Source organism: Rhodococcus sp. C26F, assembly GCF_053345925.1.
The window spans coordinates 71686-91627 of record NZ_JBKFBA010000009.1 but is presented as its reverse complement, the minus strand read 5'-3'; the positions used below and the strand labels follow the sequence as shown (position 1 = coordinate 91627).

The 19942-nt window shown below is 67.0% G+C and carries 19 protein-coding genes and 1 pseudogene; 12 read left to right on the top strand and 8 right to left on the bottom strand.

Annotation, left to right across the window (positions count from 1 at the left end):
* Positions 1 to 14: 14 nt before the first annotated feature.
* The 3 genes from ACLBYD_RS12915 to ACLBYD_RS12905 form a co-directional block, all read right to left on the bottom strand.
* The gene (locus ACLBYD_RS12915) at positions 15 to 1097 is read right to left on the bottom strand and encodes a transposase (protein ID WP_447816738.1); all 1083 of its coding nucleotides are present in this window, start codon (positions 1095 to 1097) and stop codon (positions 15 to 17) included.
* 80 nt (positions 1098 to 1177) lie between these two features.
* Positions 1178 to 1888, bottom strand: a complete 711-nt coding sequence (locus ACLBYD_RS12910; protein ID WP_085468243.1) for a FadR/GntR family transcriptional regulator — start codon at positions 1886 to 1888, stop codon at positions 1178 to 1180.
* A 26-nt stretch (positions 1889 to 1914) separates the two neighbouring features.
* A complete protein-coding gene (locus ACLBYD_RS12905) occupies positions 1915 to 3654 on the bottom strand; it encodes an L-lactate permease (protein ID WP_447816737.1) in 1740 nt (579 codons plus the stop codon).
* A 199-nt stretch (positions 3655 to 3853) separates the two neighbouring features.
* On the opposite strand from ACLBYD_RS12905, the gene ACLBYD_RS12900 reads away from it, so the two are divergent.
* From ACLBYD_RS12900 to ACLBYD_RS12885, 4 genes are read left to right on the top strand one after another with little or no spacing between them, the layout of a single operon-like run.
* The gene (locus ACLBYD_RS12900) at positions 3854 to 4618 is read left to right on the top strand and encodes a (Fe-S)-binding protein (protein WP_026060979.1); all 765 of its coding nucleotides are present in this window, start codon (positions 3854 to 3856) and stop codon (positions 4616 to 4618) included.
* Positions 4615 to 6117: a LutB/LldF family L-lactate oxidation iron-sulfur protein gene (locus ACLBYD_RS12895; protein ID WP_120282652.1), complete on the top strand. Its 1503-nt coding sequence runs from the start codon at positions 4615 to 4617 to the stop codon at positions 6115 to 6117. Before ACLBYD_RS12900 ends, ACLBYD_RS12895 begins: the two co-directional genes overlap by 4 nt.
* Positions 6114 to 6737 (top strand): LUD domain-containing protein, encoded by a 624-nt coding sequence (locus ACLBYD_RS12890; protein ID WP_120282653.1) that lies wholly within the window; start codon positions 6114 to 6116, stop codon positions 6735 to 6737. The genes ACLBYD_RS12895 and ACLBYD_RS12890 overlap by 4 nt, the downstream gene beginning before the upstream one ends.
* A complete protein-coding gene (locus ACLBYD_RS12885) occupies positions 6734 to 6997 on the top strand; it encodes a WhiB family transcriptional regulator (protein ID WP_120282654.1) in 264 nt (87 codons plus the stop codon). The genes ACLBYD_RS12890 and ACLBYD_RS12885 overlap by 4 nt, the downstream gene beginning before the upstream one ends.
* An 18-nt stretch (positions 6998 to 7015) precedes the next feature.
* On the opposite strand, the gene ACLBYD_RS12880 is transcribed toward ACLBYD_RS12885, so the two are convergent.
* Positions 7016 to 7939, bottom strand: coding sequence for an alpha/beta fold hydrolase (locus ACLBYD_RS12880; protein ID WP_120282655.1), 924 nt, complete (start codon positions 7937 to 7939; stop codon positions 7016 to 7018).
* A gap of 108 nt (positions 7940 to 8047) precedes the next feature.
* On the opposite strand from ACLBYD_RS12880, the gene ACLBYD_RS12875 reads away from it, so the two are divergent.
* The 4 genes from ACLBYD_RS12875 (at position 8048) to ACLBYD_RS12860 (ending at position 12828) form a co-directional block, all read left to right on the top strand.
* A complete protein-coding gene (locus ACLBYD_RS12875) occupies positions 8048 to 8731 on the top strand; it encodes a winged helix-turn-helix transcriptional regulator (protein ID WP_183070699.1) in 684 nt (227 codons plus the stop codon).
* Between the two features lie 202 nt (positions 8732 to 8933).
* Positions 8934 to 10133, top strand: coding sequence for a S8 family peptidase (locus ACLBYD_RS12870; protein ID WP_120282657.1), 1200 nt, complete (start codon positions 8934 to 8936; stop codon positions 10131 to 10133).
* Positions 10134 to 10144: 11 nt separating this feature from the next.
* On the top strand, positions 10145 to 10606 hold the full coding sequence (locus ACLBYD_RS12865) for a hypothetical protein (RefSeq protein WP_147414423.1): 462 nt from the start codon (positions 10145 to 10147) through the stop codon (positions 10604 to 10606).
* A 47-nt stretch (positions 10607 to 10653) separates the two neighbouring features.
* Positions 10654 to 12828, top strand: coding sequence for an FG-GAP repeat domain-containing protein (locus tag ACLBYD_RS12860; protein ID WP_447816736.1), 2175 nt, complete (start codon positions 10654 to 10656; stop codon positions 12826 to 12828).
* 198 nt (positions 12829 to 13026) lie between these two features.
* Here the strand turns inward: ACLBYD_RS12860 and ACLBYD_RS12855 are convergent, their stop codons facing one another.
* Both ACLBYD_RS12855 and ACLBYD_RS12850 read right to left on the bottom strand, forming a co-directional pair.
* The gene (locus tag ACLBYD_RS12855) at positions 13027 to 13347 is read right to left on the bottom strand and encodes a hypothetical protein (RefSeq protein ID WP_447816735.1); all 321 of its coding nucleotides are present in this window, start codon (positions 13345 to 13347) and stop codon (positions 13027 to 13029) included.
* 30 nt (positions 13348 to 13377) lie between these two features.
* Positions 13378 to 14499, bottom strand: a complete 1122-nt coding sequence (locus ACLBYD_RS12850) for a zinc metalloprotease (RefSeq protein WP_447816734.1) — start codon at positions 14497 to 14499, stop codon at positions 13378 to 13380.
* A 318-nt stretch (positions 14500 to 14817) separates the two neighbouring features.
* Between ACLBYD_RS12850 and ACLBYD_RS12845 the strand changes: the two genes are divergently transcribed.
* Positions 14818 to 15528: a PadR family transcriptional regulator gene (locus ACLBYD_RS12845; RefSeq protein WP_447816733.1), complete on the top strand. Its 711-nt coding sequence runs from the start codon at positions 14818 to 14820 to the stop codon at positions 15526 to 15528.
* 77 nt (positions 15529 to 15605) lie between these two features.
* The gene (locus tag ACLBYD_RS12840) at positions 15606 to 17093 is read left to right on the top strand and encodes a DHA2 family efflux MFS transporter permease subunit (RefSeq protein WP_447816732.1); all 1488 of its coding nucleotides are present in this window, start codon (positions 15606 to 15608) and stop codon (positions 17091 to 17093) included.
* Between the two features lie 98 nt (positions 17094 to 17191).
* Here the strand turns inward: ACLBYD_RS12840 and ppnP are convergent, their stop codons facing one another.
* Positions 17192 to 17515, bottom strand: coding sequence for a pyrimidine/purine nucleoside phosphorylase (gene ppnP / locus ACLBYD_RS12835; RefSeq protein WP_447816731.1), 324 nt, complete (start codon positions 17513 to 17515; stop codon positions 17192 to 17194).
* A gap of 77 nt (positions 17516 to 17592) precedes the next feature.
* Positions 17593 to 18012, bottom strand: a complete 420-nt coding sequence (locus ACLBYD_RS12830; RefSeq protein ID WP_447816730.1) for a VOC family protein — start codon at positions 18010 to 18012, stop codon at positions 17593 to 17595.
* An 89-nt stretch (positions 18013 to 18101) separates the two neighbouring features.
* On the opposite strand from ACLBYD_RS12830, the pseudogene ACLBYD_RS12825 reads away from it, so the two are divergent.
* Positions 18102 to 19047: pseudogene (locus ACLBYD_RS12825) on the top strand (helix-turn-helix transcriptional regulator).
* A 196-nt stretch (positions 19048 to 19243) separates the two neighbouring features.
* Positions 19244 to 19930, top strand: coding sequence for a TetR/AcrR family transcriptional regulator (locus tag ACLBYD_RS12820; protein WP_447816729.1), 687 nt, complete (start codon positions 19244 to 19246; stop codon positions 19928 to 19930).
* Positions 19931 to 19942: the final 12 nt, after the last annotated feature.

Below are 19942 nucleotides of genomic sequence, written 5' to 3'. Positions count from 1 at the left end.
CGGTCGAGAAGGGCTCAGATCCATCGCTCGTACTTCTCGATCGGCATGAGCTCGGGAAAGAACTCCCGCCGTAGGTCCGCGATCAAGGCTGCATAGTTGGAGTCGTCGGTTCGTGCTGCGATGTCAAGACATTGAAACGCGGCGTTGAGCGGATCGGGTGCGGTGGCCGTCGCGACGATGTGCAGCGCGATCCCGACCGCGGGAAGGACGTCGTCGATCGCGGGATCGTCTTCGAACGCCTTTCGCAGCAAGGGTGTTTCGCGTGGACCGAAAGGGTGGGGCAACGATTCCGCGGCGTCGAGCGCATCCAGGGCAGGCCGGATCCAGTCGATCTCGGCAAGGCCGGCGCGGGTGTAGGCGCGGCGCGCGGCCCAAGCCGCAATGCGCCGGAGTTTCGGCACGCGGGCGCGGGTAATAGCGTCGGCGAGGGCACGATCGCGACCGGCGATTCCGAGGGCGACTAAGTTTCGGCGTAGTTTCGCCGAGGGCGGGCGACCACCCCACTGAATCGCCTCCTGTTTGGCCCATTCGGCCATCCGGTCGTATCCGAAACGGATGTACAGACTGGCGTCACCGGCTGGGTCGGGATCCCACCAGTTCGGTGTGGGATGGGTGACGATCTCATCGTTTCCTACGGAATCTGTCTTATGAAGCCGCTCCATTTGTTTCGGTTGAGCAGTCTTCCAGATCTGCACCAGGTACCTCTCGGTCTCCGCGGTGTCGCGGGGAGCGGGGCGGGCGTCACGTCCATGGGCGAACACTCGGAACCGATACAAGCCTCGCCGGATCGGTAGTTTCGAGAAGCCCTGCGCCGCCCGGCCGTCCAGGGTGAGGACGTGGGCAGCTTTGGTGAACTTGACGGTAGCTTCCTCGATCGCGCCCCAGCTCGATGTATCGGCAGGAAGGGGCGGTTCGTCCTCGTGTACCTCGATGGTCAGATCGACGGGACCATGGGTGATGCCGGTGACGATCGTCGCGAAGTTCGCACCGATTTCCAGGACGCTGCCGGTCTGCTCTGGTCGGTAGGTCTCCCCGAGTGGGGATCCCAGTACGAACTGATGATGGTCCGCCAGGACCGTTCCGCATCGAGTTGTCACCGGCTGTGGAAGCACAACGAAAAACGTATCTTGCCGGGGCGCGAAATCGGGGATGCGGAGACACAACGTTTCGGGTCGAGTCAGAACGCGTCGGCGCCGAAACTCTGAGCGTAGTAACCGCGGATGTGCTCGACGATGCGCTTGCGGGCGAGCGTGGCATCGCCGGCGCGGACGGCGTCGACGAGACCGCGGTGCTCGTGACGCAGCCGCACGCAGGTCGCGGGCCAATCGGTGTGCGGTGCGCCCGCAAGGACGTAGCTCTCGATGGAGTCGCGCAGACCGGCCATCATCGCAGCGACGACGAGGTTGCCCGCCGCGTCGGCCATCGCGACATGGAACTGGGCGTCGAGAACCAGGAACTCGGGTGCCGCCAACTCTGGATCGTCCATCGCGTCGAGCAGTTCCTCGGCGGGGGTGAGTTCCGGTGCCGGGGTCCGGTTGGCCAGCGTCTGCATCACTTCCGTCTCGAGTACCAGACGTGTGCGGACGATGTCGGAGACCGGGAAGTTCTGCGCGGCGACCTGCAGACGCATGAGCATAGACATCCCGCCGGTGGGTCGCGAGACGATCATCGCGCCGGCGTTCGGCCCGGACCCGGTGTGGGTGCTGAGCAGCCCGAGGGCCTCCATCACCCGCAGTGCCTCACGAACCGAAGACCGGCCGACGCCGAGTTGTGCGGCGAGCGTGCGCTCCGGGGGCAGACGCTGGCCCGGGCCGAGTTCTCCCGAGACCAGCATCTGCTCCAAGTGGTTCAGTACCTGCTCCCACGCACGACCCTCGGACGACGACATGACTTCAGAGCCTAGTCGATTCCGGATCAGGGAAGCATCCAGGACAACACCGGCGTGGACTGCAGGTAGACCAGCACACAGAGGATGAGGAGCATCGCGACGCTGTAGCCGATCACCTTGCGCAACAACACCGATTCGCTGCCCGGTTGATCGACCGCGGTGGCGGCGATGGTGAGGTTCTGCGGGCTGATCAGCTTGCCGACCACACCACCGGAGGTGTTCGCCGCGACCAGTAGGGTCGGGTCGATGCCGGCGGTCTGCCCGGCGGCCTGCTGCAGGCGGGCGAACAGGGCGTTGGCGGATGTGTCCGAGCCGGTGACGGCGGTGCCGAGCCAGCCGAGGATCGGGGAGAACAGGGCGAAGATTGCGCCGGTGCCGGCGAGCCACGTGCCGATCGCGACGGTCTGGCCGGACTGGTTCATCACGTAGCTCAGGCCCAGGACAGTGGCCACCGTGGCGATGGCGAGCTTCATCCGCACGACGGTGGTGCCGAAGGTGGCCGCGGCCCTACGGACGGTCAGCGGGAACGTACCGCCGCTGTCCCACCGTGCGTAGACGAGGGTGACGATCGCGCCGCTGAGCAGCAGCAGTGTTCCCGGCGACGACAGCCACGAGAACGTGTAGACCGCGCTGCTCGACGCGTCGCCGTTGCCTGTGAGCAGATTGCCGTACAGGCCGGGCCACTCGATCTTGACGTCGGTGGCGGCGAGACGCTCCGGCAGATCGACACCGACGGTCCACAGCTTCGCAATGCCGAACACGGTGATGACCAGCAGGTACGGGAACAGGGCCATGACGACGCGCGAGGTGGTCAGCGACTCGTCGGCGACGGGACGCCGCGGAGCACGAGCGGCTCCGGGTCCCTCCGTGCCGGCCTGGACCGCGATGGCATCGGTGCGGGTGCGCGAGAGCTGGTCCTCGGGGGTCCGCGGCTTCCAGACCTGCAGCATCAGCACGGCCGCGGTGAGGCCGGCGAGCGAGGCGACGACATCGGTGAGTTCGTACGAGAAATGGCTCGAGCACCAGAACTGGGCGAGCGCGAAGGTCGTGCCGGTGAGCAGTGCGATCGGCCAGGCCTGCCGGACACCGCGACGACCGTCGACGAGGAAGAGCAGCAACAGCGGCACGAAGAGCGCCAGGAGCGGTGTCTGACGGCCGACGACGGCGGCGATCTCGGTGGCGGGGATGTCGGTCAGGGCGCCGGCGGTGGTGATCGGGATGGCCATGGCGCCGAAGGCGACCGGTGCGGTGTTGGCGATCAGGACCGTGACCGCGGCCCGCAGGGCGGGCATGCCGAGGGTGACGAGCATGGCGCCGGTGATCGCGACGGGCGCGCCGAATCCGGCGAGTGCTTCGAGCATGCCGCCGAAGCAGAAGGCGATGAGCATCGCCTGGATCCGCATGTCGCCGTGACCGATCGAGTTGAAGATGCGCCGCAGATCCTCGAACCGGCCGCTGACGACGGTGAGTTCGTAGAACCAGATCGCAGTGATCACGATCCACATCACCGGGAAGAGCCCGAAGGTGATGCCCTGCAGGGCGGACAGGCCGGCCAGCGGCGCGGGCATCTCGAAGCCGATGATCGCGACGACGAGCGCGACGACGAGGGCGCCGAGTCCGGAATACCAGGCCTTGAGTTTGAAGCCGGCGAGCAGGACGAAGAAGGTCAGCAGCGGCGCAAGGCCCACGAGAGCCGATGCGGTGAGGCTGCCTGCGATGGCGTCAGTGGCGGGTGTGAATGTCACCGCCGATATCCGGGTTGCCACACGAAACTCCTGTGGTTGCGCCGCTGTTGGCGGCAGATGTGATTTCGACCGATGTGGTCAGACCACGTGAAAGTACACCATGGTCCGCGTCACAGTCGACCCGTGACGGAATTTGCGGTCACTGTCCGAAAATGTGCGGCGGATCTCCGGAACGTGTGGTTCAATGTGGTCAGACCACACCCCCGATGCGGAGATCTCCATGCGAATCGCCCTGTTCGCGACGTGCCTCGGCGACACGATGTTCCCGAAGGCCGTTTCGGCCACCGCCCTGCTCCTCACCCGGCTCGGGCACGACGTCGTCTTCCCCGAACGCCAGACCTGCTGCGGCCAGATGCACGTCAACACCGGCTACCAACCCGACGCGCTGCCGCTCGTCGAGAACTACGTCGACGCCTTCGACGACAGCAGCATCGACGCCGTCGTCGCCCCTTCCGGATCGTGCGTCGGATCCGTCCGTCACCAGCACGAAATCGTCGCCTCCCGTTACGGTTCCGCGTCGTTGTGCGGACGGGTCGACACCGTCAAGGCCAAGACGTACGAGTTGTCCGAATTCCTCGTCGACGTCCTCGGCGTCACCGACGTCGGTGCGTATTTCCCGCACCGGGTGACCTATCACCCCACCTGCCACTCGCTGCGGATGCTGCGGGTGGGGGAGAAGCCGCTCCAGCTGTTGCGGGCCGTGCGCGAGATCGACCTCGTCGAACTGCCCGAGGCCGACTCGTGCTGCGGATTCGGCGGCACCTTCGCGATCAAGAACGCCGAGACCTCCACCGCGATGCTCGCCGACAAACTGAGCAATGTCGCCGCCACCGGCGCCGAATACTGCAGCGCCGGCGACTCGTCGTGCCTGATGCACATCGGTGGCGGTCTCACACGACTGCGCACCGGTACCCGCACCATCCACCTCGCCGAGATCCTCGCCTCCGTGGAACCGGCCGTCGCCCCCAAGGGAGTGCCCGCGTGACCGCACTCGGTATGCCCGTGGTCCCGCCGCGTGGATCCGGAAATCTGCGCGGCATCAAGAAGTTTCCCGACGCAGCGCACCAGGAACTCGCGAACCCGCAGTTGCGCCGCAACATCGGCAAGGCCACCCACACCATCCGTGCCAAGCGACTGAATGTCACCGGGGAACTGCCCGACTGGGAGCAACTGCGCGACGCCGGCGCCGCTATCAAGACCGACGTGCTCAACCGTCTCCCGGAGTTGCTCACCCAGCTCGAGGAGGCGGTGACCGCGCGCGGCGGCGTGGTGCACTGGGCGGCCGACGCCGCCGAGGCCAACGCCATCGTCACCGAGCTGATCCGAAAGACGGGATCCGATGAGGTCATCAAGGTCAAATCGATGGCCACCCAGGAGATCGGGCTCAACGAGCACCTCGAGGAACAGGGGATCGCCGCCTACGAGACCGACCTCGCCGAGCTCATCGTCCAACTCGGCCACGACAAGCCCTCGCACATCCTCGTGCCCGCCATCCACCGCAATCGCGCCGAGATCCGCGAGATCTTCCTGCGTGAGATGCCGGACGTCGACCCCGACCTCGACGACAACCCCCGCCATCTCGCAGCCGCGGCACGAAAGTTCCTGCGACACAAGTTCATGACGGTGCCGGTTGCGGTGTCGGGCGCGAACTTCGGCATCGCCGAGACCGGCACCCTCGCCGTCGTCGAATCCGAGGGCAACGGCCGCATGTGCCTGACGCTGCCGCAGACGCTCATCACCGTCATGGGTATCGAGAAGCTGCTGCCCACCTTCCGCGACCTCGAGGTGTTCCTGCAGCTGCTGCCGCGCTCGTCGACCGGGGAGCGCATGAACCCCTACACCTCGATGTGGACCGGTGTCACCCCCGGCGACGGACCGCAGGAATTCCACCTCGTGCTGCTCGACAACGGTCGCACCGCCGCGCTTGCCGACGAGATCGGACGCGAAGCGCTGCACTGCATCCGGTGCTCGGCATGCCTGAACGTGTGCCCGGTCTACGAGCGCACCGGAGGCCACGCCTACGGCTCGACCTATCCGGGCCCGATCGGCGCCGTCCTCAGCCCTCAATTGGCTGGGATGGACGAACCCGACGACCCCAACGCCAGCCTGCCGTTCGCGTCGAGCCTGTGTGGTGCCTGCTACGACGCCTGCCCCGTCAAGATCGACATCCCGTCGCTGCTGGTGGAATTGCGCCACCAGAAGGTCGAACACGCCCGCTTCGGACCCGAGGCTGCGGCGATGAAGGCCGCATCGCTGGCCATGTCGTCCTCGCGACGCTGGACGGCCGCGCAGAAGGCCGCCGGTCTCGGCCGCGTCCTCGCCGGCAAGAAGGGGAAGATCACCAATCTGCCCGGTCCGCTCGCCGGCTGGACCGACGCTCGCGACATGCCGGCCCCGCCGAAACAGACCTTCCGGCAATGGTGGGCCTCCGACGAAGGACGTGCCGCACTCGCGAAGGCACGCGAGGAAGGACAGCAGCGATGAGCAGCCGCGACGCGATTCTCGGCCGGATCCGTTCGGCGCAGACCCTCGCACCGCCGGCGCCGGTCGAGGTGCCGCGCGACTACCGTCTCGGACGCACCCTGCCGGACGCCGAGCGCCGTGAGCTGCTGGTCGACCGGCTGGTCGACTACAAGGCCCACGTGCACGAGAGCACACCGGAGGATCTGCCCGTCGTACTGGCGAAGATTCTCACGGATCGTGGGGCGCGCCGCGTCGGAATCCCGGAGGGCCTGGATCGCTCGTGGCTGGCGGAGTTCGGTGGCGAGGTGATAATCGACTCCATCGACCGACCCGCAGCCGACCTCGGTGATCTCGACGGGGTCGTCACCGGCTCGGCCGTCACCTGCGCGGAGACGGGCACGATCTTCCTCGACGGCAGCCCCGACCAGGGGCGACGCGCGCTGACGCTCGTCCCCGACCTGCACGTGTGCGTGGTGGCGATGAGCGACGTCGAGGTGGGAGTGCCCGAAGCGCTGGCCCGGCTCGTCCCGGAACGGCCGATCACGATGATCAGTGGACCGTCCGCGACGTCGGACATCGAACTCGAACGCGTCGAGGGCGTGCACGGCCCCCGCACCTTGGAGGTGGTGATGATCGGATGACCGTGCTGACCGAGCGTGTCCGGCCACGACTCGGATGGCAACGGCATGCCGACTGCCGGACCTCCGACGAGTACTTCTTCTTCGCCCCGGAGGGCGAGCCACCGAGCATCCGCAGGCGGCGCGAGGTCGTCGCGAAACGCATCTGCGCGAACTGCCCGGTGCTGGCCGAGTGCCGCACCCACGCGATACTCAGCGGCGAACCGCACGGAGTGTGGGGTGGATTGTCGGAACACGAACGGCTGCAACACCTGAAGCACTGATCGCGTCCCGCGGGCCGCTCACGGAATCGAATGGGCGAACTCCACGATCAGCGCCGCCACCCGCGCGGGATGACCGAGCTGCGGCACATGCCCCGCGGCGAGCACTTCCAGGCGCGCGTGCGGTACGAGTGCCGCGACGGCCTGCGCGTCCTTCACCGGGACCACAGGATCGTGATCACCCCAGATCATCAGCGTGGGAACTCGTAGTTGCCGCAGCGCATCCGGGCGGATCCTGGTCTCGGGGCGGGTGCCGAACGGTGACAGGATCGCCTGCAACTCCCTAACGTTCGCAGCCCTCGCGACGGGATCGTGCGCCGCGTCGACGAGCGAGTCGAGCAGCTCGGGGTACCGCCGGATGGTCACGCCTTCGCCCACCGAGGACAGTAGGTGCAGCAGCATCCGTCGACCCGGTTTCACGATGCGGCCGAGCAGTTGCCCGAGTACAGGGGTCGCCATGACCCGGACATCGACGGGAATCCGAGCACCGGGCAGCAGCGGGACGGACCCGAGCATGACCACGCCCCGCACCCGCTCCGGACGATCGAGGGCGTACCAGACCGACCAGATCCCTCCGCCCGACGCCCCGACGAGAACCGCCGACTCGAGCCCGAGCCCGTCGAGCACGTCGTCGACGAATCCGACGGCATGCTGTCGGAGCCCGGTGCGGCGGAAGTCCGACGGATCGCTGAGACCGAACCCCGGCCGATCCACCAGGAACGAATGCACCGCCGTCGTGTGCTCGAGCAGCATCAGGTGCGACAACGACGAGGTGTTGTTGCCGTGCAGATGGACGACCGGCAGGCCGTCACCGTCCTCGACGACGTGTGCCCGGCCCGTCCGGGTCGGGACGAATCGGCTCCGACCACCGGCGTCCCGAACCATCCGGTCGTATCTGTTCTGCGCCCGAGTCGGGTGACCCGGTACGCGCGTCTGGGTGTTCATCGTGACCTCCGGACCTCGTCCTCGTCTTCACGATCCGTCGTCGAGCAGGGTGTGACCAGTTCGAACTTCGAACCCCACCAGGCCACCGGGCGGTGGGACACTCGGGGTGTGAGCGCGAGCGGATCCGCCGGGTACTGCTCTTTCACCAAGGCCATCGAACACCTCGGTGACCGGTGGAGTCTGCTCGTCGTACGGCAACTGGGAACCCTAGGGCCGCAGGGCTTCAACGACCTCGCCACCGGCCTGCCCGGCCGGATCTCGCGTTCGGTGCTTGCCGACCGGCTGCGCCGGCTGGAGATGCTCGGGGTGGTGTCCCGCTGCGAAGGTCCGCACCCGGCCTACCGTCTGACCGACGTCGGCCTCGGCTTGATGACACCACTCGGTGCGTTGCGCACCTGGGCGGAGACGTGGTTGCCGGACGATCCGGCGATGGTCGAACGCGACCCGGACGTCATGCTCGGCTGGCTGGCACAACGGGTGGATCGCGCGCACTGTCCGGTCCGGCCGGTCGTCCTCGAGTTCCGGCTCCACCAGACGTGCGACCGCCGGTACTGGCTCGTCGTTCAGCGCGGCGCACAACCGTACGGATGCCTCACCGATCCGCTGCTGGACCCGGCTCGCTACGTCTATCTCGAGTCGTCGATCCCGGCACTGCTGGCGCTCGCCCACGGTCGATGTGATTGGTCCTGTGCTCTCCGGGACGGTTCCGTCACGGCCGCAGGTGATCCCGCACTGATGTCGCGTGTGGGGGAATGGTTCCGGCCGGTCCCGGAGGGGGCGCACACGCGGTGACCGGATGCGATTTCGGTGTTCCCGACATCGCTCAGCACGGTCGGGAACACCGAAATCGAGAACGGCTACGCACCAGTGACGCGACCAGCACGGTCGAAATGGGGTAGTCGTCTACGCAGGCGCCGGTATCGGCCGGTTCCCATACTGATCCCGCGGGGTCCTCCCGCATCTCTTGTCACCCTTCGGATCAGAGGAACTCATCATGATGACGGACGATGCCGACGGCCCCGTCGAGGCCGAGACCACGGGCCGGCAAATCATCACTTTCACCGAGGACAGCACCCACGAGGAACGGGTCGCCGCACTCGAATCGATCAGCGGCGTGACCTCGATCGCGTCCAGCGACGAGACGGGACCGGAAGCGGTCCCCGCCGACGAACTCGAATCCGCCGACGCGACCGTCTTCGAACGACTCGGGGTGGCCGTCGCCGCGGTCGACGCGTCGCAGGTCGAATCGCTCGAGGAGGTCGCACGGCAGGATCCGGCGATCGTGGCCGTGGAACCCGAACATGTCGTCCATACCCTGGCGGCACCGCTGGCCATGGAGACACATCTGGCGGACGGCCGCAGGCACACCTGGGGTCTGCAGGCCACCCGTGCGCTCGCGTCGCAGTTCGATGGCTCCGGCGTTCGGGTGGCCGTGCTCGACACCGGATTCGACCTGAACCATCCCGACTTCGCGGGCCGGACGATCATCAGCAAATCGTTCATCGCAGGCCAGGCGGTCCAGGACGGGAACGGACACGGCACCCACTGTGTCGGCACGTCCTGCGGACCGAGGAATCTACCGAACGCGCGAGGCTACGGCGTCGCGCCGAAGGCGGCGATCTTCGTCGGGAAGGTGCTGAGCAATCAGGGCAGTGGGTCCGACTCCACAATCCTTGCCGGGATCGAGTGGGCGTTGGCCAACGGGTGCCAGGTCGTCTCGATGTCTCTGGGCGCCAACGTTCCTCAACCGGTGATGGCCTACGAGGCCGTCGGACAGCGCGCACTGGCTGCCGGGACGCTGATCATCGCTGCTGCGGGGAACAACGCTCGTCGGCCGGCGGACCCCGGATTCGTCGGAAGTCCCGCGAACTCGCCGTCGATCATGGCGGTCGCGGCACTGGCGTCCGACCTGAGGATGGCGGCGTTCTCGGCCAGGGCCACCGTGGTTCCGGGCGGTGCGATCGACATCGCCGCACCCGGTGTCGACGTGTACTCGTCGTGGCCGATGCCGGACCGCTACAACACGATCAGCGGCACGTCCATGGCCACGCCGCACGTGGCCGGATTGGCGGCGCTCATCGTGCAGAGCACAGCGAAGACCGGGAAGGAACTCTGGAAGACGCTGGTCGACGGGGCCGAGGTGCTGCCGTTGCCGCAGACCGACGCAGGCGCGGGGTTGGCCACCGCACCGTGAGTCGGTGCCCGATGCGCAGGATCTCCGTCGTCCTGGCGGTGTTGTCGGTCGTAGTCCTGGTGTCGGCGACGGCCTGCTCGCACGACGCCACGAATCCGCAACGGGGAAGCACCTCGGAGGGCGGGGAGACATCCATGGTCGAAACACCGCGAGAGCACCTGGTCGTCCTTGCCTCCGAGCAGGCCGACGCGGCGGTTGCCGACATCGAGGCGATGGCCTCGGTGACCCAGTTGCTCCGGCCACGGCTGCTCCTCGTCCTCGCGGATCCTGATGTGAGGGAGGGTATTCGAAGAACTCCAGGAGTCCTCGGCGTCTACGACACTGCTCCCGACGGCGAGCCACTCGGCCTGTCGCTCGAGGAGCAGTTGTTCGTGGACGCCTGGGTGGCCCGACACGCGCCGAAGACGCGCCCCGGCGAGGGCTCGAACTGGGACACTCCCGGATTCGAACCGCCGGACATCCCCGGCCGGTGACTCGCACCGGACCGGTTTGCACACATTTTCGACATCAGGAGCATGACATGACCGGCGACCTGAACATCACGGAACGCGTCGTACGTGCAGACGACGTACGCGCAGCCGATCCGAGCGACGAGGCACAGGAACGAACGATCCACCGCTACGGGCGGATCTCCATCCTTGCCGCTCCGGGGGAGTCCGCGGAGGAATCCGTCCCGGAGATCAGAGACATGCGGGACCTCGTCGACGACCCCACCGAGGTCGAGACACTGGGCCTCGCGGCGCAACGGTTGCGGCAATCCGCCGACTACCGGCGGGCGAAGGAGAACCGACCCCGCGACGGTCGAGAGTGGGACATGGGGGACTGCACGTCGGTCGTGCCCGTCCCGCCCCAGGTGGCAGAGAGCGACAGCGAGCAGGAAGCGGGCCCGACGAGTTCCTATCTCGAGGGGTCGGTGGCGGTCGGCATCGTCATCGTTCAGGGACCGACTGCGGCATTGAGCTTCTCCGAGGCCGAGGTGGTGAAGGTGATCGCCGAGGTCCAGAACGGTCTGGGATGGCTCGCCACCGCAAACCCCTTGGCGGGCATCTCCTTCTCGTACGACATCCAGAACGTGAACCTGAGTGTGCAGGCGGACCCGTCCGCTGCCGACCTCGAGGCGCTCTGGCGTGATCCGGCGATGGGCGCGCTGGGCTACAGTGCCGACTGGAACGGCGTGGGTGCCTACGTCGAGGACATCCGCAGCCGTTACGGAACCCGCTGGACGTACTGCGCCTTCTTCACGAAGTATCCGCTTGGTCACTTCGCGTACGCGGGTGCGCCACGGGTCGTCATGGACTACAACAACGACGGTTGGGGCCCGGACAACATCGACCGGGTGTTCGCGCACGAGACCGGGCACATCTTCGGCTGCCCGGACGAGTACGCGGACAGCGGGTGCACGTGCGGCGGTGCCTTCGGACGATACGGACTCGCCAACGGCAACTGCGAGAACTGCGCGGCCGAAGGTGGCGTCCCGTGCCTGATGAAGGGCAACACGTTCACCGTCTGCGGCTTCACTCCCGGGCACCTCGGATGGGCGCCGCAGCTCGCCGTCAACAATTTCGGGTACAACGCCGGATCGTGGCGCACCGATCGGCATCCGCGGTTCCTCGCCGACACCACGGGCAACCGCCGGGCGGACATCGTCGGATTCGGTGATGCCGGTGTGTACGTGTCGCGCTCTCAGCCCAACGGACGCTTCGAGACACCACGCCTCGTCGTCAAGGACTTCGCCTACCAGGCCGGTGGATGGCGGGTGGACCGGCATCCGCGGTTCCTGGCGGATACGACCGGGGACGGCCGGGCGGACATCGTCGGGTTCGGCGACGCCGGGGTGTATGTCTCGCGGGCGCAAACGGACGGGTCGTTCGGTCCGGTGACGAAGGTGGTCGCCGATTTCGGCTACGTTGCCGGTGGGTGGCGGGTCGAGCGGCATCCGCGGTTCCTGGCGGATACGACTGGGGACCGTCGGGCCGATATCGTCGGTTTCGGTGATGCAGGGGTGTACGTGTCTCGGGCGCAGGCCGATGGGTCGTTCGGTCCGGTGACGAGGGTGGTCGCCGATTTCGGCTACGTTGCCGGTGGGTGGCGGGTCGAGCGGCATCCGCGGTTCCTGGCCGACACCACGGGTGACGGCCGGGCGGACATCGTCGGTTTCGGCGACGCCGGGGTGTATGTGTCCCGGGCACAGGCGGACGGGACGTTCGGACCGGTCACGCGCGTCGTCGACGACTTCGGGTACAACGCGGGTGGTTGGCGCGTGGAGCGGCATCTACGGTTCCTCGCGGACACCACCGGGGACGGCCGGGCCGACATCGTCGGATTCGGCGAGGCGGGCGTGTACGTCTCACTGGCTCGAGCCGATGGGACGTACGGGCCGGTCACGCGCGTCGTCGACAACTTCGCCTACAGCGCCGGAGGATGGCGGATCGATCGGCACCCGCGGTTCCTGGCGGACACCACCGGGGACGGTCGCGCGGACATCGTCGGATTCGGCAATGCCGGCGTCTACGTGTCGCGCGCACTCGGCAACGGCGGGTTCGACGCGCCCGGATTGATCGTCACCAACTTCGGTTACGACGCCGGTGGGTGGCGAGTCGACCAGCATCCGCGGTTCCTGGCGGACACCACAGGTGACGGTCGCGCCGACATCATCGGGTTCGGCAGCGCCGGTGTGTGGCTGCACAGATCGTGACCGTACTCGAACGAGGGGTTCCGGCCGATGCGACGCCCCGGCCGGAACCCCTCGTCCACGTCTGTTCCGATCCCAGCAGACGTGCCGTCGCAGCGACGTTCGTGCGCAGGATCTCGTCGCCGAGCCGTACCCACCGCGCTCCTGTTCGTGCTGCGGTGGCGAGTGCCTCCGGCTGTCGGGCGTCGAACAGCATCAGGTTCATGGTTGCCCCGATTCGAACGTGAGGGTCTCGTCGTCGACGGAGAGCACCGTGTGCACATGTGGATTCGGGTCCGCCTCGGGAAGGACGGTGCGGACACGACCGTCGCCCAGGTCCTGCCACTGTCCGACCCGCGCGCGACCACGATCATCGGGACCGCCGTCGTATTCGACGTAGGTGCCGTCCTGCCGGAACTCGAATCCGGGTCGTCCGCGCGAGCGAGGAAACGGAAACCCGCGAGGGCGGTAGACCCTCGCGGTGTCGGTGTCCTCCTCGTACGAATGGAACCAGGTACCGATGATCGAAGACGGTTCGCTCACAGTTCGTCCTGACGAGTCCGTGGTGGGTGCTCAGCCGGCACGGTCCAGGATTCCGCCGATCCGATCGAGAAGCGACCGGAGCGACGCGATCTGACGTCGCAACTCGTCCACCTCGCCGTCGAGCGACGCAAGCGCTCCGGTCTCGGCGGGTGTCTCACCGTTGCCGGACGGCCCGAGTGCGAGCGATTCCGCCCGGGCCGGTTCCAGCGCCCCTAGCAGGAACGAGGCACGCGGTCCTTCCAGGCACGCTCGCATGCGGAGCGCCTGCCCGGCGGTGAACATGAACATCGCCTCGTCGTCGGTGTAGTCCATGTAGTTCATGAACATGTCGCCGTGTGGACCGTTGTTGCAGGTCACCCGCGGATATCGCGGCTTGCCGAAGTTGTGGCCCGCCTGATTCGGGGTGTCGTCGACGAAGTCGGTGCCCGAGCAGCCATCGCCGTCGTCGCCCCAGATGTGGCGCAGGCTCAACCAGTGACCGATCTCGTGTGTCGCGGTGCGACCGAGATGGAAGGGAGGTCGCGCTGTGCCGGTGGTCCCGAAGCACGAGTGGGCGATGACGACACCGTCGGTCGCTGCCGGTCCGCCGGGGAACTGGGCGTAGCCGAGGATCTGGCGACCGATCGAATCGCGAAGGTCGTCGCACAGCCAGATGTTGAGGTAGTCGTCGCTCGGCCAGGGGTCGGCGCCGCCCGTGTCGGACGACTTGATGTCGTCCTCGTCCGCCGTGAAGAACTCCTTCGTCGTCGGGGACCTGGTGATCCCGTCGGTCGGTGCGCCGTCCGGATCGACGGTCGCGAGCCGGAATTCGACCTGGATGTCGGCGACGAGGTCCTTCCAGACCTTCGGCACCTTCGTACGGTCGGGGTTGGTGGCGCGGAAGTCCCGGTTGAGGGCGTCGATCTGGCTCCGGATCTGGTCTTCACCGATGTTCTGGGACGGCGACGCGGGATCATGCACGACGTGAACGACGACCGGAATGCTCACGACACCTGTCGGGGCCGGTGCGCGCCGTCCTGTCCGGTAGGCGAACACCCGGTTCTCGAACATCTCGCAGCGCTGCTTGTAGCTGGGGCTCTGCAACAGCAGTTTGTGATGCACAGCCATCGTTCCGCACACCTCGCGGGTCGATGGGGAGTCCAGGTCGGCCATGACGGATCCTTTCCTGATCCGGAAGCGGCGTCGAATGAAGCATCACGCTCGGGTGCTGCGGAATCATGCGTAGCGGACTACTCGAAAGTCCTCCCTTCGGACGTGCCCATCACGTGTGCGTCGGCGAATCGGCCTCCACCCCCAGGCAGTCTGCCACCCGGACGCGCCGATTCCGGGAACGCTCGAGCGTGCCGATGTCGAGCGACCCGACCTGCTTGTCCGTCCGCTATTCCACGCCGTATATTCGGCGCCGACTATTCGAGGCGAACCAGTCGCAGAATCGCAACGCCTCCCGACGATCGAAGGAAATCGAGACCGGTGTCCGATCAGCCCCGCATCCCCGTCCTGACGCCTATGGCGGTCGCGGTACTCGGGTTGCTCGAGGAACGGCCGATGCATCCCTACGAGATGCACCAGCTTCTGCTCAGGCGTCGTGAGGACAACCTGATCAAGCTCCGGCCGAGCTCGCTGTACCACACCGTTTCCCGTCTCGCGGAAAGCGGACTGATCCGGCAGGAGGGCACCGAACGCGCAGGTAATCGGCCCGAGCGGACGACCTACAGCATCACCGAGGCCGGTGCCGCGACCGTGCGGGCCCGCCTCGCCGAGATCATCCGACGCCCGGTGCGGGAGTATCCGATCTTTCCCCTCGGCCTCGCCGAATCGCACAACCTTCCGGCCGACGAGGTCGTCGTCCTCCTCGGCGAGCGCATCGACACGCTCGAGGAGGAACTTGCCGAATTCGACGCGATCCGCACGTGGGCCGCGGACAACGGCGTGCCGCGTCGCTACTGGGTGGCCGTCGACTTCCTCCGGGACAGGACCGCCCACGAAGCGGAGTGGCTTCGTGGACTGATCGAGGAGATCCGCGACGGCTCCCTGGTGTGGCAGAGCGTCGATGCCGCCGATCGACGACTTCCGGACCCGCCCCGTGATCTCGGCCGCGACTGGGGTGCGGCGCTGACGGACGAGACTCTCGCCGAACTGCGGAGGAGCAGTGCGGGAAGTAGCGGTCCCGGTCGGCCGTAGCGCAACGACCGAACCGGGACACCTTGACCCAATAGATCGCCGGTCGTGCTCGACCGGTACGAACAGGAACGAAATCGATGAAAACCGAACGTAATCCGTGGTGGGGCCTGTCGGCCCTGGTGGTCGGGTTCTTCATGATCCTGCTGGATCTGACCATCGTCGCGGTGGCCAACCCGGCGATCATGGCCGACCTGCAGGCCGACATCAATCAGGTCATCTGGGTGACCAGCGCCTATCTGCTCACCTATGCGGTGCCCCTGCTGTTCACCGGTCGTCTCGGCGACCGGTTCGGACCCAAGCACGTCTATCTCGCGGGCCTGGTGGTGTTCACCGCGGCGTCGCTGTGGTGCGCAACCTCCGGCACCATCGAAATGCTCATCGCCGCCCGCGCCGTCCAGGGACTCGGCGCGGCGCTGATGACGCCGCAGACGATGGCGATCATCACCCGCACCTTCGCGCCCGACAAGCGTGGCGCCGCCATGGGTCTATGGGGCGCGGTCGCCGGTCTGGCCTCGCTGCTCGGGCCCCTCGTCGGCGGTGTGCTGGTCGACTGGCAGGGCTGGAACTGGATCTTCTACATCAACGTCCCGGTCGGCATCATCGCCTTCGTGCTGGCGGCATGGCTGGTGCCCAGTCTCGAGACCCAACCGCACAAGTTCGACGTCGTCGGCGTGATCCTCAGCGGCGTCGGACTGTTCCTGTTGGTCTTCGGAATCCAGGAAGGTTCCAGCCGCGACTGGGACGTATGGACCTGGACGATGATCGTCGCGGGTATCGCGGTGATGGTGCTGTTCGTCTTCAACCAGGCGCGCAACAAGGGCGAACCCCTCGTGCCGTTGGCCCTGTTCCGCGACCGGAACTTCTCGATGTCGAACATCGCGATCTCGTCGATGGGCGCAGCCATGACCGCCCTGATGGTTCCGGCCTACTTCTATCTCGAGACGGTCCGCGGATTCTCGCCCACGAAAGCCGCCCTGATCTTCGCCCCGATGGCGATCGTCACCGGTCTGACGGCACCGCTCATCGGCAAGTTCTCCGACCGGATGCCGCCCCGGGTGCTGCCCACCGTCGGCTTCACGCTCTTCTCCGCGACGATCTTCGGCTTCGCGGTGCTCATGACGCCGGACAGCCCCATCGTGCTGTTCCTGCTCATCGCCGGTATCGCCGGCGTGTCCAACTCGTGCATCTGGGCACCGCTGGCCTCCACCGCCACGCACAACCTGCCCATCCATCAGGCGGGCGCCGGTGCCGGCATCTACAACACCACCCGCCAGGTCGGTTCGGTGCTGGGCAGCGCCGCGATCGGTGCCTTGATCTCGTCCTTGATGGCCGCGCAGGGACTCGGTGAGGTGCAGGCCGGTGAAGGCGGCGGAGCCACGATGGGAGCCGCTCTCCCGGAGCAGATCGCCGAGAAGTTCAGCACCGCGCTGAGCCAGTCGATGCTGCTGCCCGCGTCGGTTCTGATCATCGGGATCGTGGCGTCGGCGATGTTCGTCGGTCACGCGTCGTCGCAGCGGAAGGCGCAGGCCGGAGCTTCGCCGGATCGCGCAGAGGTCACCGGCTGAGCCGGGTTCGTATGTAGTGGCCGGTCGCCACGAACGGAAGAACGCTCCCACCGAGCAGGACTCGGTGGGNGGGAGCGTTCTCGCATGCTGGGGTGTGGTCAGCCGTAGTGGCAGACGTAGCTGACGGCCTCGGTGACCTCGATGTCGAACGACGAGTCGCCGGGCACCGAGAAGGAGTCGCCTGCACCGTAGGAGGTCCAGTCCTCGCTGCCGGCCAACCGGACGCGGCACGCGCCGCTGTGCAGCTCCATGACCTCCGGTGCAGCGGTGCCGAAGTTCAGGGTCGCGGGCAGGATCACGCCGGCCGACTTGTGGGTTCCATCCGCCAGATGGAAGTTGTGGCTGACGCACTTGCCGTCGAAGTAGACGTTGGCACGCGGGTCGAGCGTCACGTTGGCGTAGGTCGAAGTCGGCTCACTCATGAGCTGGAGCGTAGCGAGGCGGGTGCAGGTCGTCGGTCGTCGGGGTCGGTGTGCGCCTGTCCGTCGCGAGGTGTATCTCAGACAACCTTCACGGAATCGACGATGTCGAGATAGTGCTGGTTGTACATCACCGCGAGCACGTTGCCGAACGGGTCGACGACCGAGGCGGTGACGAACCCGGGGCCGCGTTCGGTGATGTCCTCGTGCGTGGTGGCTCCGAGCGACAGGAGCCGCTCGTAGGTGGCCTCGACGTCGTCGACCGCCCAGTAGGTGAGCGTCGCGCCGGTGTCCGAACCGGTCCGGTGCGGGGGCGCGAACCGGCGGTCGATGAATCCGAGCTCGTGCTGGAAGTCGCCGATCCGGAACTCGACGTAGACCGGTGCTCCGTCGACCTCGCGTACGAAGTACGGCTCGACACCGAGCAGTTCGGTGTACCAGTCGATGGCGGCACGCAAGTCGTCGACGATGTAGTTGGTGGTGGTGAGTCCTCGCAACATGACGGTCGTTCCTCTCGCTGGTCTTCTGGGAACAACTCTCGCAGTCAAAGTGCTCATCGACTGAGCACTTTTTTCGGAATAGTTGGGGTATGCGCGCAGACCGGCTCGTCGCGGCCCTGTTGTTCCTCCAACAGCGCGGACGGGTGACCGCGGCCGACCTCGCGGAGGAACTCGAGGTATCGGTGGCGACGGTCCGCCGCGACCTCGAAGCGCTGTCGACGGCAGGTATTCCCGTCTATCCGCAGCCGGGACGCGGAGGCGGGTGGTCGCTCGTCGGCGGTGCCCGGACCGACCTCAGCGGATTATCGGCCACCGAGACCCAGGCGCTGTTCCTCGTCGTCGGGCCGGCGGCGTCCGTGTCGGCGGAGGCGAAGACCGCACTTCGCAAGCTCGTTCGCGCCCTGCCGCAGACCTTCCGGGCCGACGCCGAAGCGGCTGCCGGTGCGGTGATGAGCGACCGGACCGGTTGGAGCGGGCTCGACCGTCCGCGACCCGAGATCGTCGACCTGCTGCAGACCGCGGTGGTGCGCCGACGGAGGGTCCGGTTCACCTACACGAATGCCGTGCGGGAGCGATCGGAGCGCGTCGTCGACCCATGGGGACTCGTCGACAAGGACGGGCACCTGGTATCTCATCGCCGGCACCGAACGAGGGCAGCGCACCTTCCGCGTCGACCGGATCAGCGAGGCCGAACCCGCCGAAGACACCGCGGAACGTCCCGACGACTTCGAACTCGAGCGGGCGTGGGACGAGGTGGTCGGGCGGGTCGAGCAGAAGCGCTCGCGCACGTGGGCGACGGTGCTCATCGGAACCCGGTATGTGCCCATCCTGCGGAGCCACTTCGGCCGGCACTGCCACGTCGACGACGAACTCGACGACGGACGCAGCCGGGTGCGGATCGCAGCCCCGACCCCGCTCGACATCGCGCGGAATCTCGCCGGGTGAGGCGCGATGGTCGAGGTGCTCGAGCCGGTCTCGGTGCAGGAGGAATTGGCGCGGATCGGAGCTGAGCTCGCCGACCGCTACACCCGCTGACCGCAGAGTGTGTTCGGCGGAAGGTTCACACCGCAGAAGTGAGGCTCACAACCCGCAGGGTCGACCACCAGGGTTGTGAGCCTCGCTTTTCGGTTGTGGACCTTCCGCGGGATACGTCTTGCATCCGGAAACGAGGTCTGCTTAGACTCACCTAAGTTATGGGGCATAACTTAAGCGCTTCGGGGGAGAGGATCGGGTGGCTCAGCTGGGCAGACGCGCGCGCAAGATCGACCTCGACGACATCGTCCGGGTCGGTCGCGCGCTCGGCATGCAGCAGCTGAGCCTCAACGCCGTCGCCTCCAGGCTCGGGGTGTCCGCGGCCGCGCTGTACCGGCACGTGGACGGCCGCTGGGGTCTCGAACGGCTCGTGGGGGAGAGCATCCTCGGCGACCTCGTGCTCCACCACGATCCCCACCACACGGTCGAACGGCACCTGTTGTCCTTCGGGTTGCAACTGCGGGCGTTCGTGCTCGACCACCCCGGTCTCGGCACCTACATGCAGACCCTGTTCCCACGCGGCGACGCGGGACGTCGCCTCATGGCCGACGAGATCGCGGCACTGTGCCGTGCCGGATACAACCCGGACGTGGCGGTGTCGGTCGCGAGCGTCGTCGCGGGATCGACCATCAACACCACTGTCGCCGAGGAAACCCAGCGGCTGCGCGTCGAGGGCCTCGACGAACAGCGCCGAGACATCAACGAGCAACTCGACACCGACGACCGGCTCGCCGAGGCCCACCGTGAACTCCCAGCCGTCGACGCCGGGGAGTTCTCCAAGCTCGTTCTCGCCACCACGATTCGTGGACTCGTAGCGGTCGCTCCACTGGGGCGGCCCTTGGAAGAAGTGGTCGCCGATCTCGCGGCGACAGGATTGGGGAAGTGATGGCTCGCCGTG

Excerpts from the sequence above, each read along its gene's own strand:
- ACLBYD_RS12860 (WP_447816736.1), top strand. The coding sequence starts at position 10,654 with ATGACCGGCGACCTGAACATCACGGAACGCGTCGTACGTGCAGACGAC.
- ppnP (WP_447816731.1), bottom strand. The coding sequence starts at position 17,515 with ATGAGTGAGCCGACTTCGACCTACGCCAACGTGACGCTCGACCCGCGT.
- ACLBYD_RS12840 (WP_447816732.1), top strand. The coding sequence starts at position 15,606 with ATGAAAACCGAACGTAATCCGTGGTGGGGCCTGTCGGCCCTGGTGGTC.
- ACLBYD_RS12890 (WP_120282653.1), top strand. The coding sequence starts at position 6,114 with ATGAGCAGCCGCGACGCGATTCTCGGCCGGATCCGTTCGGCGCAGACC.
- ACLBYD_RS12910 (WP_085468243.1), bottom strand. The coding sequence starts at position 1,888 with ATGTCGTCGTCCGAGGGTCGTGCGTGGGAGCAGGTACTGAACCACTTG.
- ACLBYD_RS12830 (WP_447816730.1), bottom strand. The coding sequence starts at position 18,012 with ATGTTGCGAGGACTCACCACCACCAACTACATCGTCGACGACTTGCGT.
- ACLBYD_RS12865 (WP_147414423.1), top strand. The coding sequence starts at position 10,145 with ATGCGCAGGATCTCCGTCGTCCTGGCGGTGTTGTCGGTCGTAGTCCTG.
- ACLBYD_RS12880 (WP_120282655.1), bottom strand. The coding sequence starts at position 7,939 with ATGAACACCCAGACGCGCGTACCGGGTCACCCGACTCGGGCGCAGAAC.
- ACLBYD_RS12885 (WP_120282654.1), top strand. The coding sequence starts at position 6,734 with ATGACCGTGCTGACCGAGCGTGTCCGGCCACGACTCGGATGGCAACGG.
- ACLBYD_RS12870 (WP_120282657.1), top strand. The coding sequence starts at position 8,934 with ATGATGACGGACGATGCCGACGGCCCCGTCGAGGCCGAGACCACGGGC.
- ACLBYD_RS12900 (WP_026060979.1), top strand. The coding sequence starts at position 3,854 with ATGCGAATCGCCCTGTTCGCGACGTGCCTCGGCGACACGATGTTCCCG.
- ACLBYD_RS12850 (WP_447816734.1), bottom strand. The coding sequence starts at position 14,499 with ATGGCCGACCTGGACTCCCCATCGACCCGCGAGGTGTGCGGAACGATG.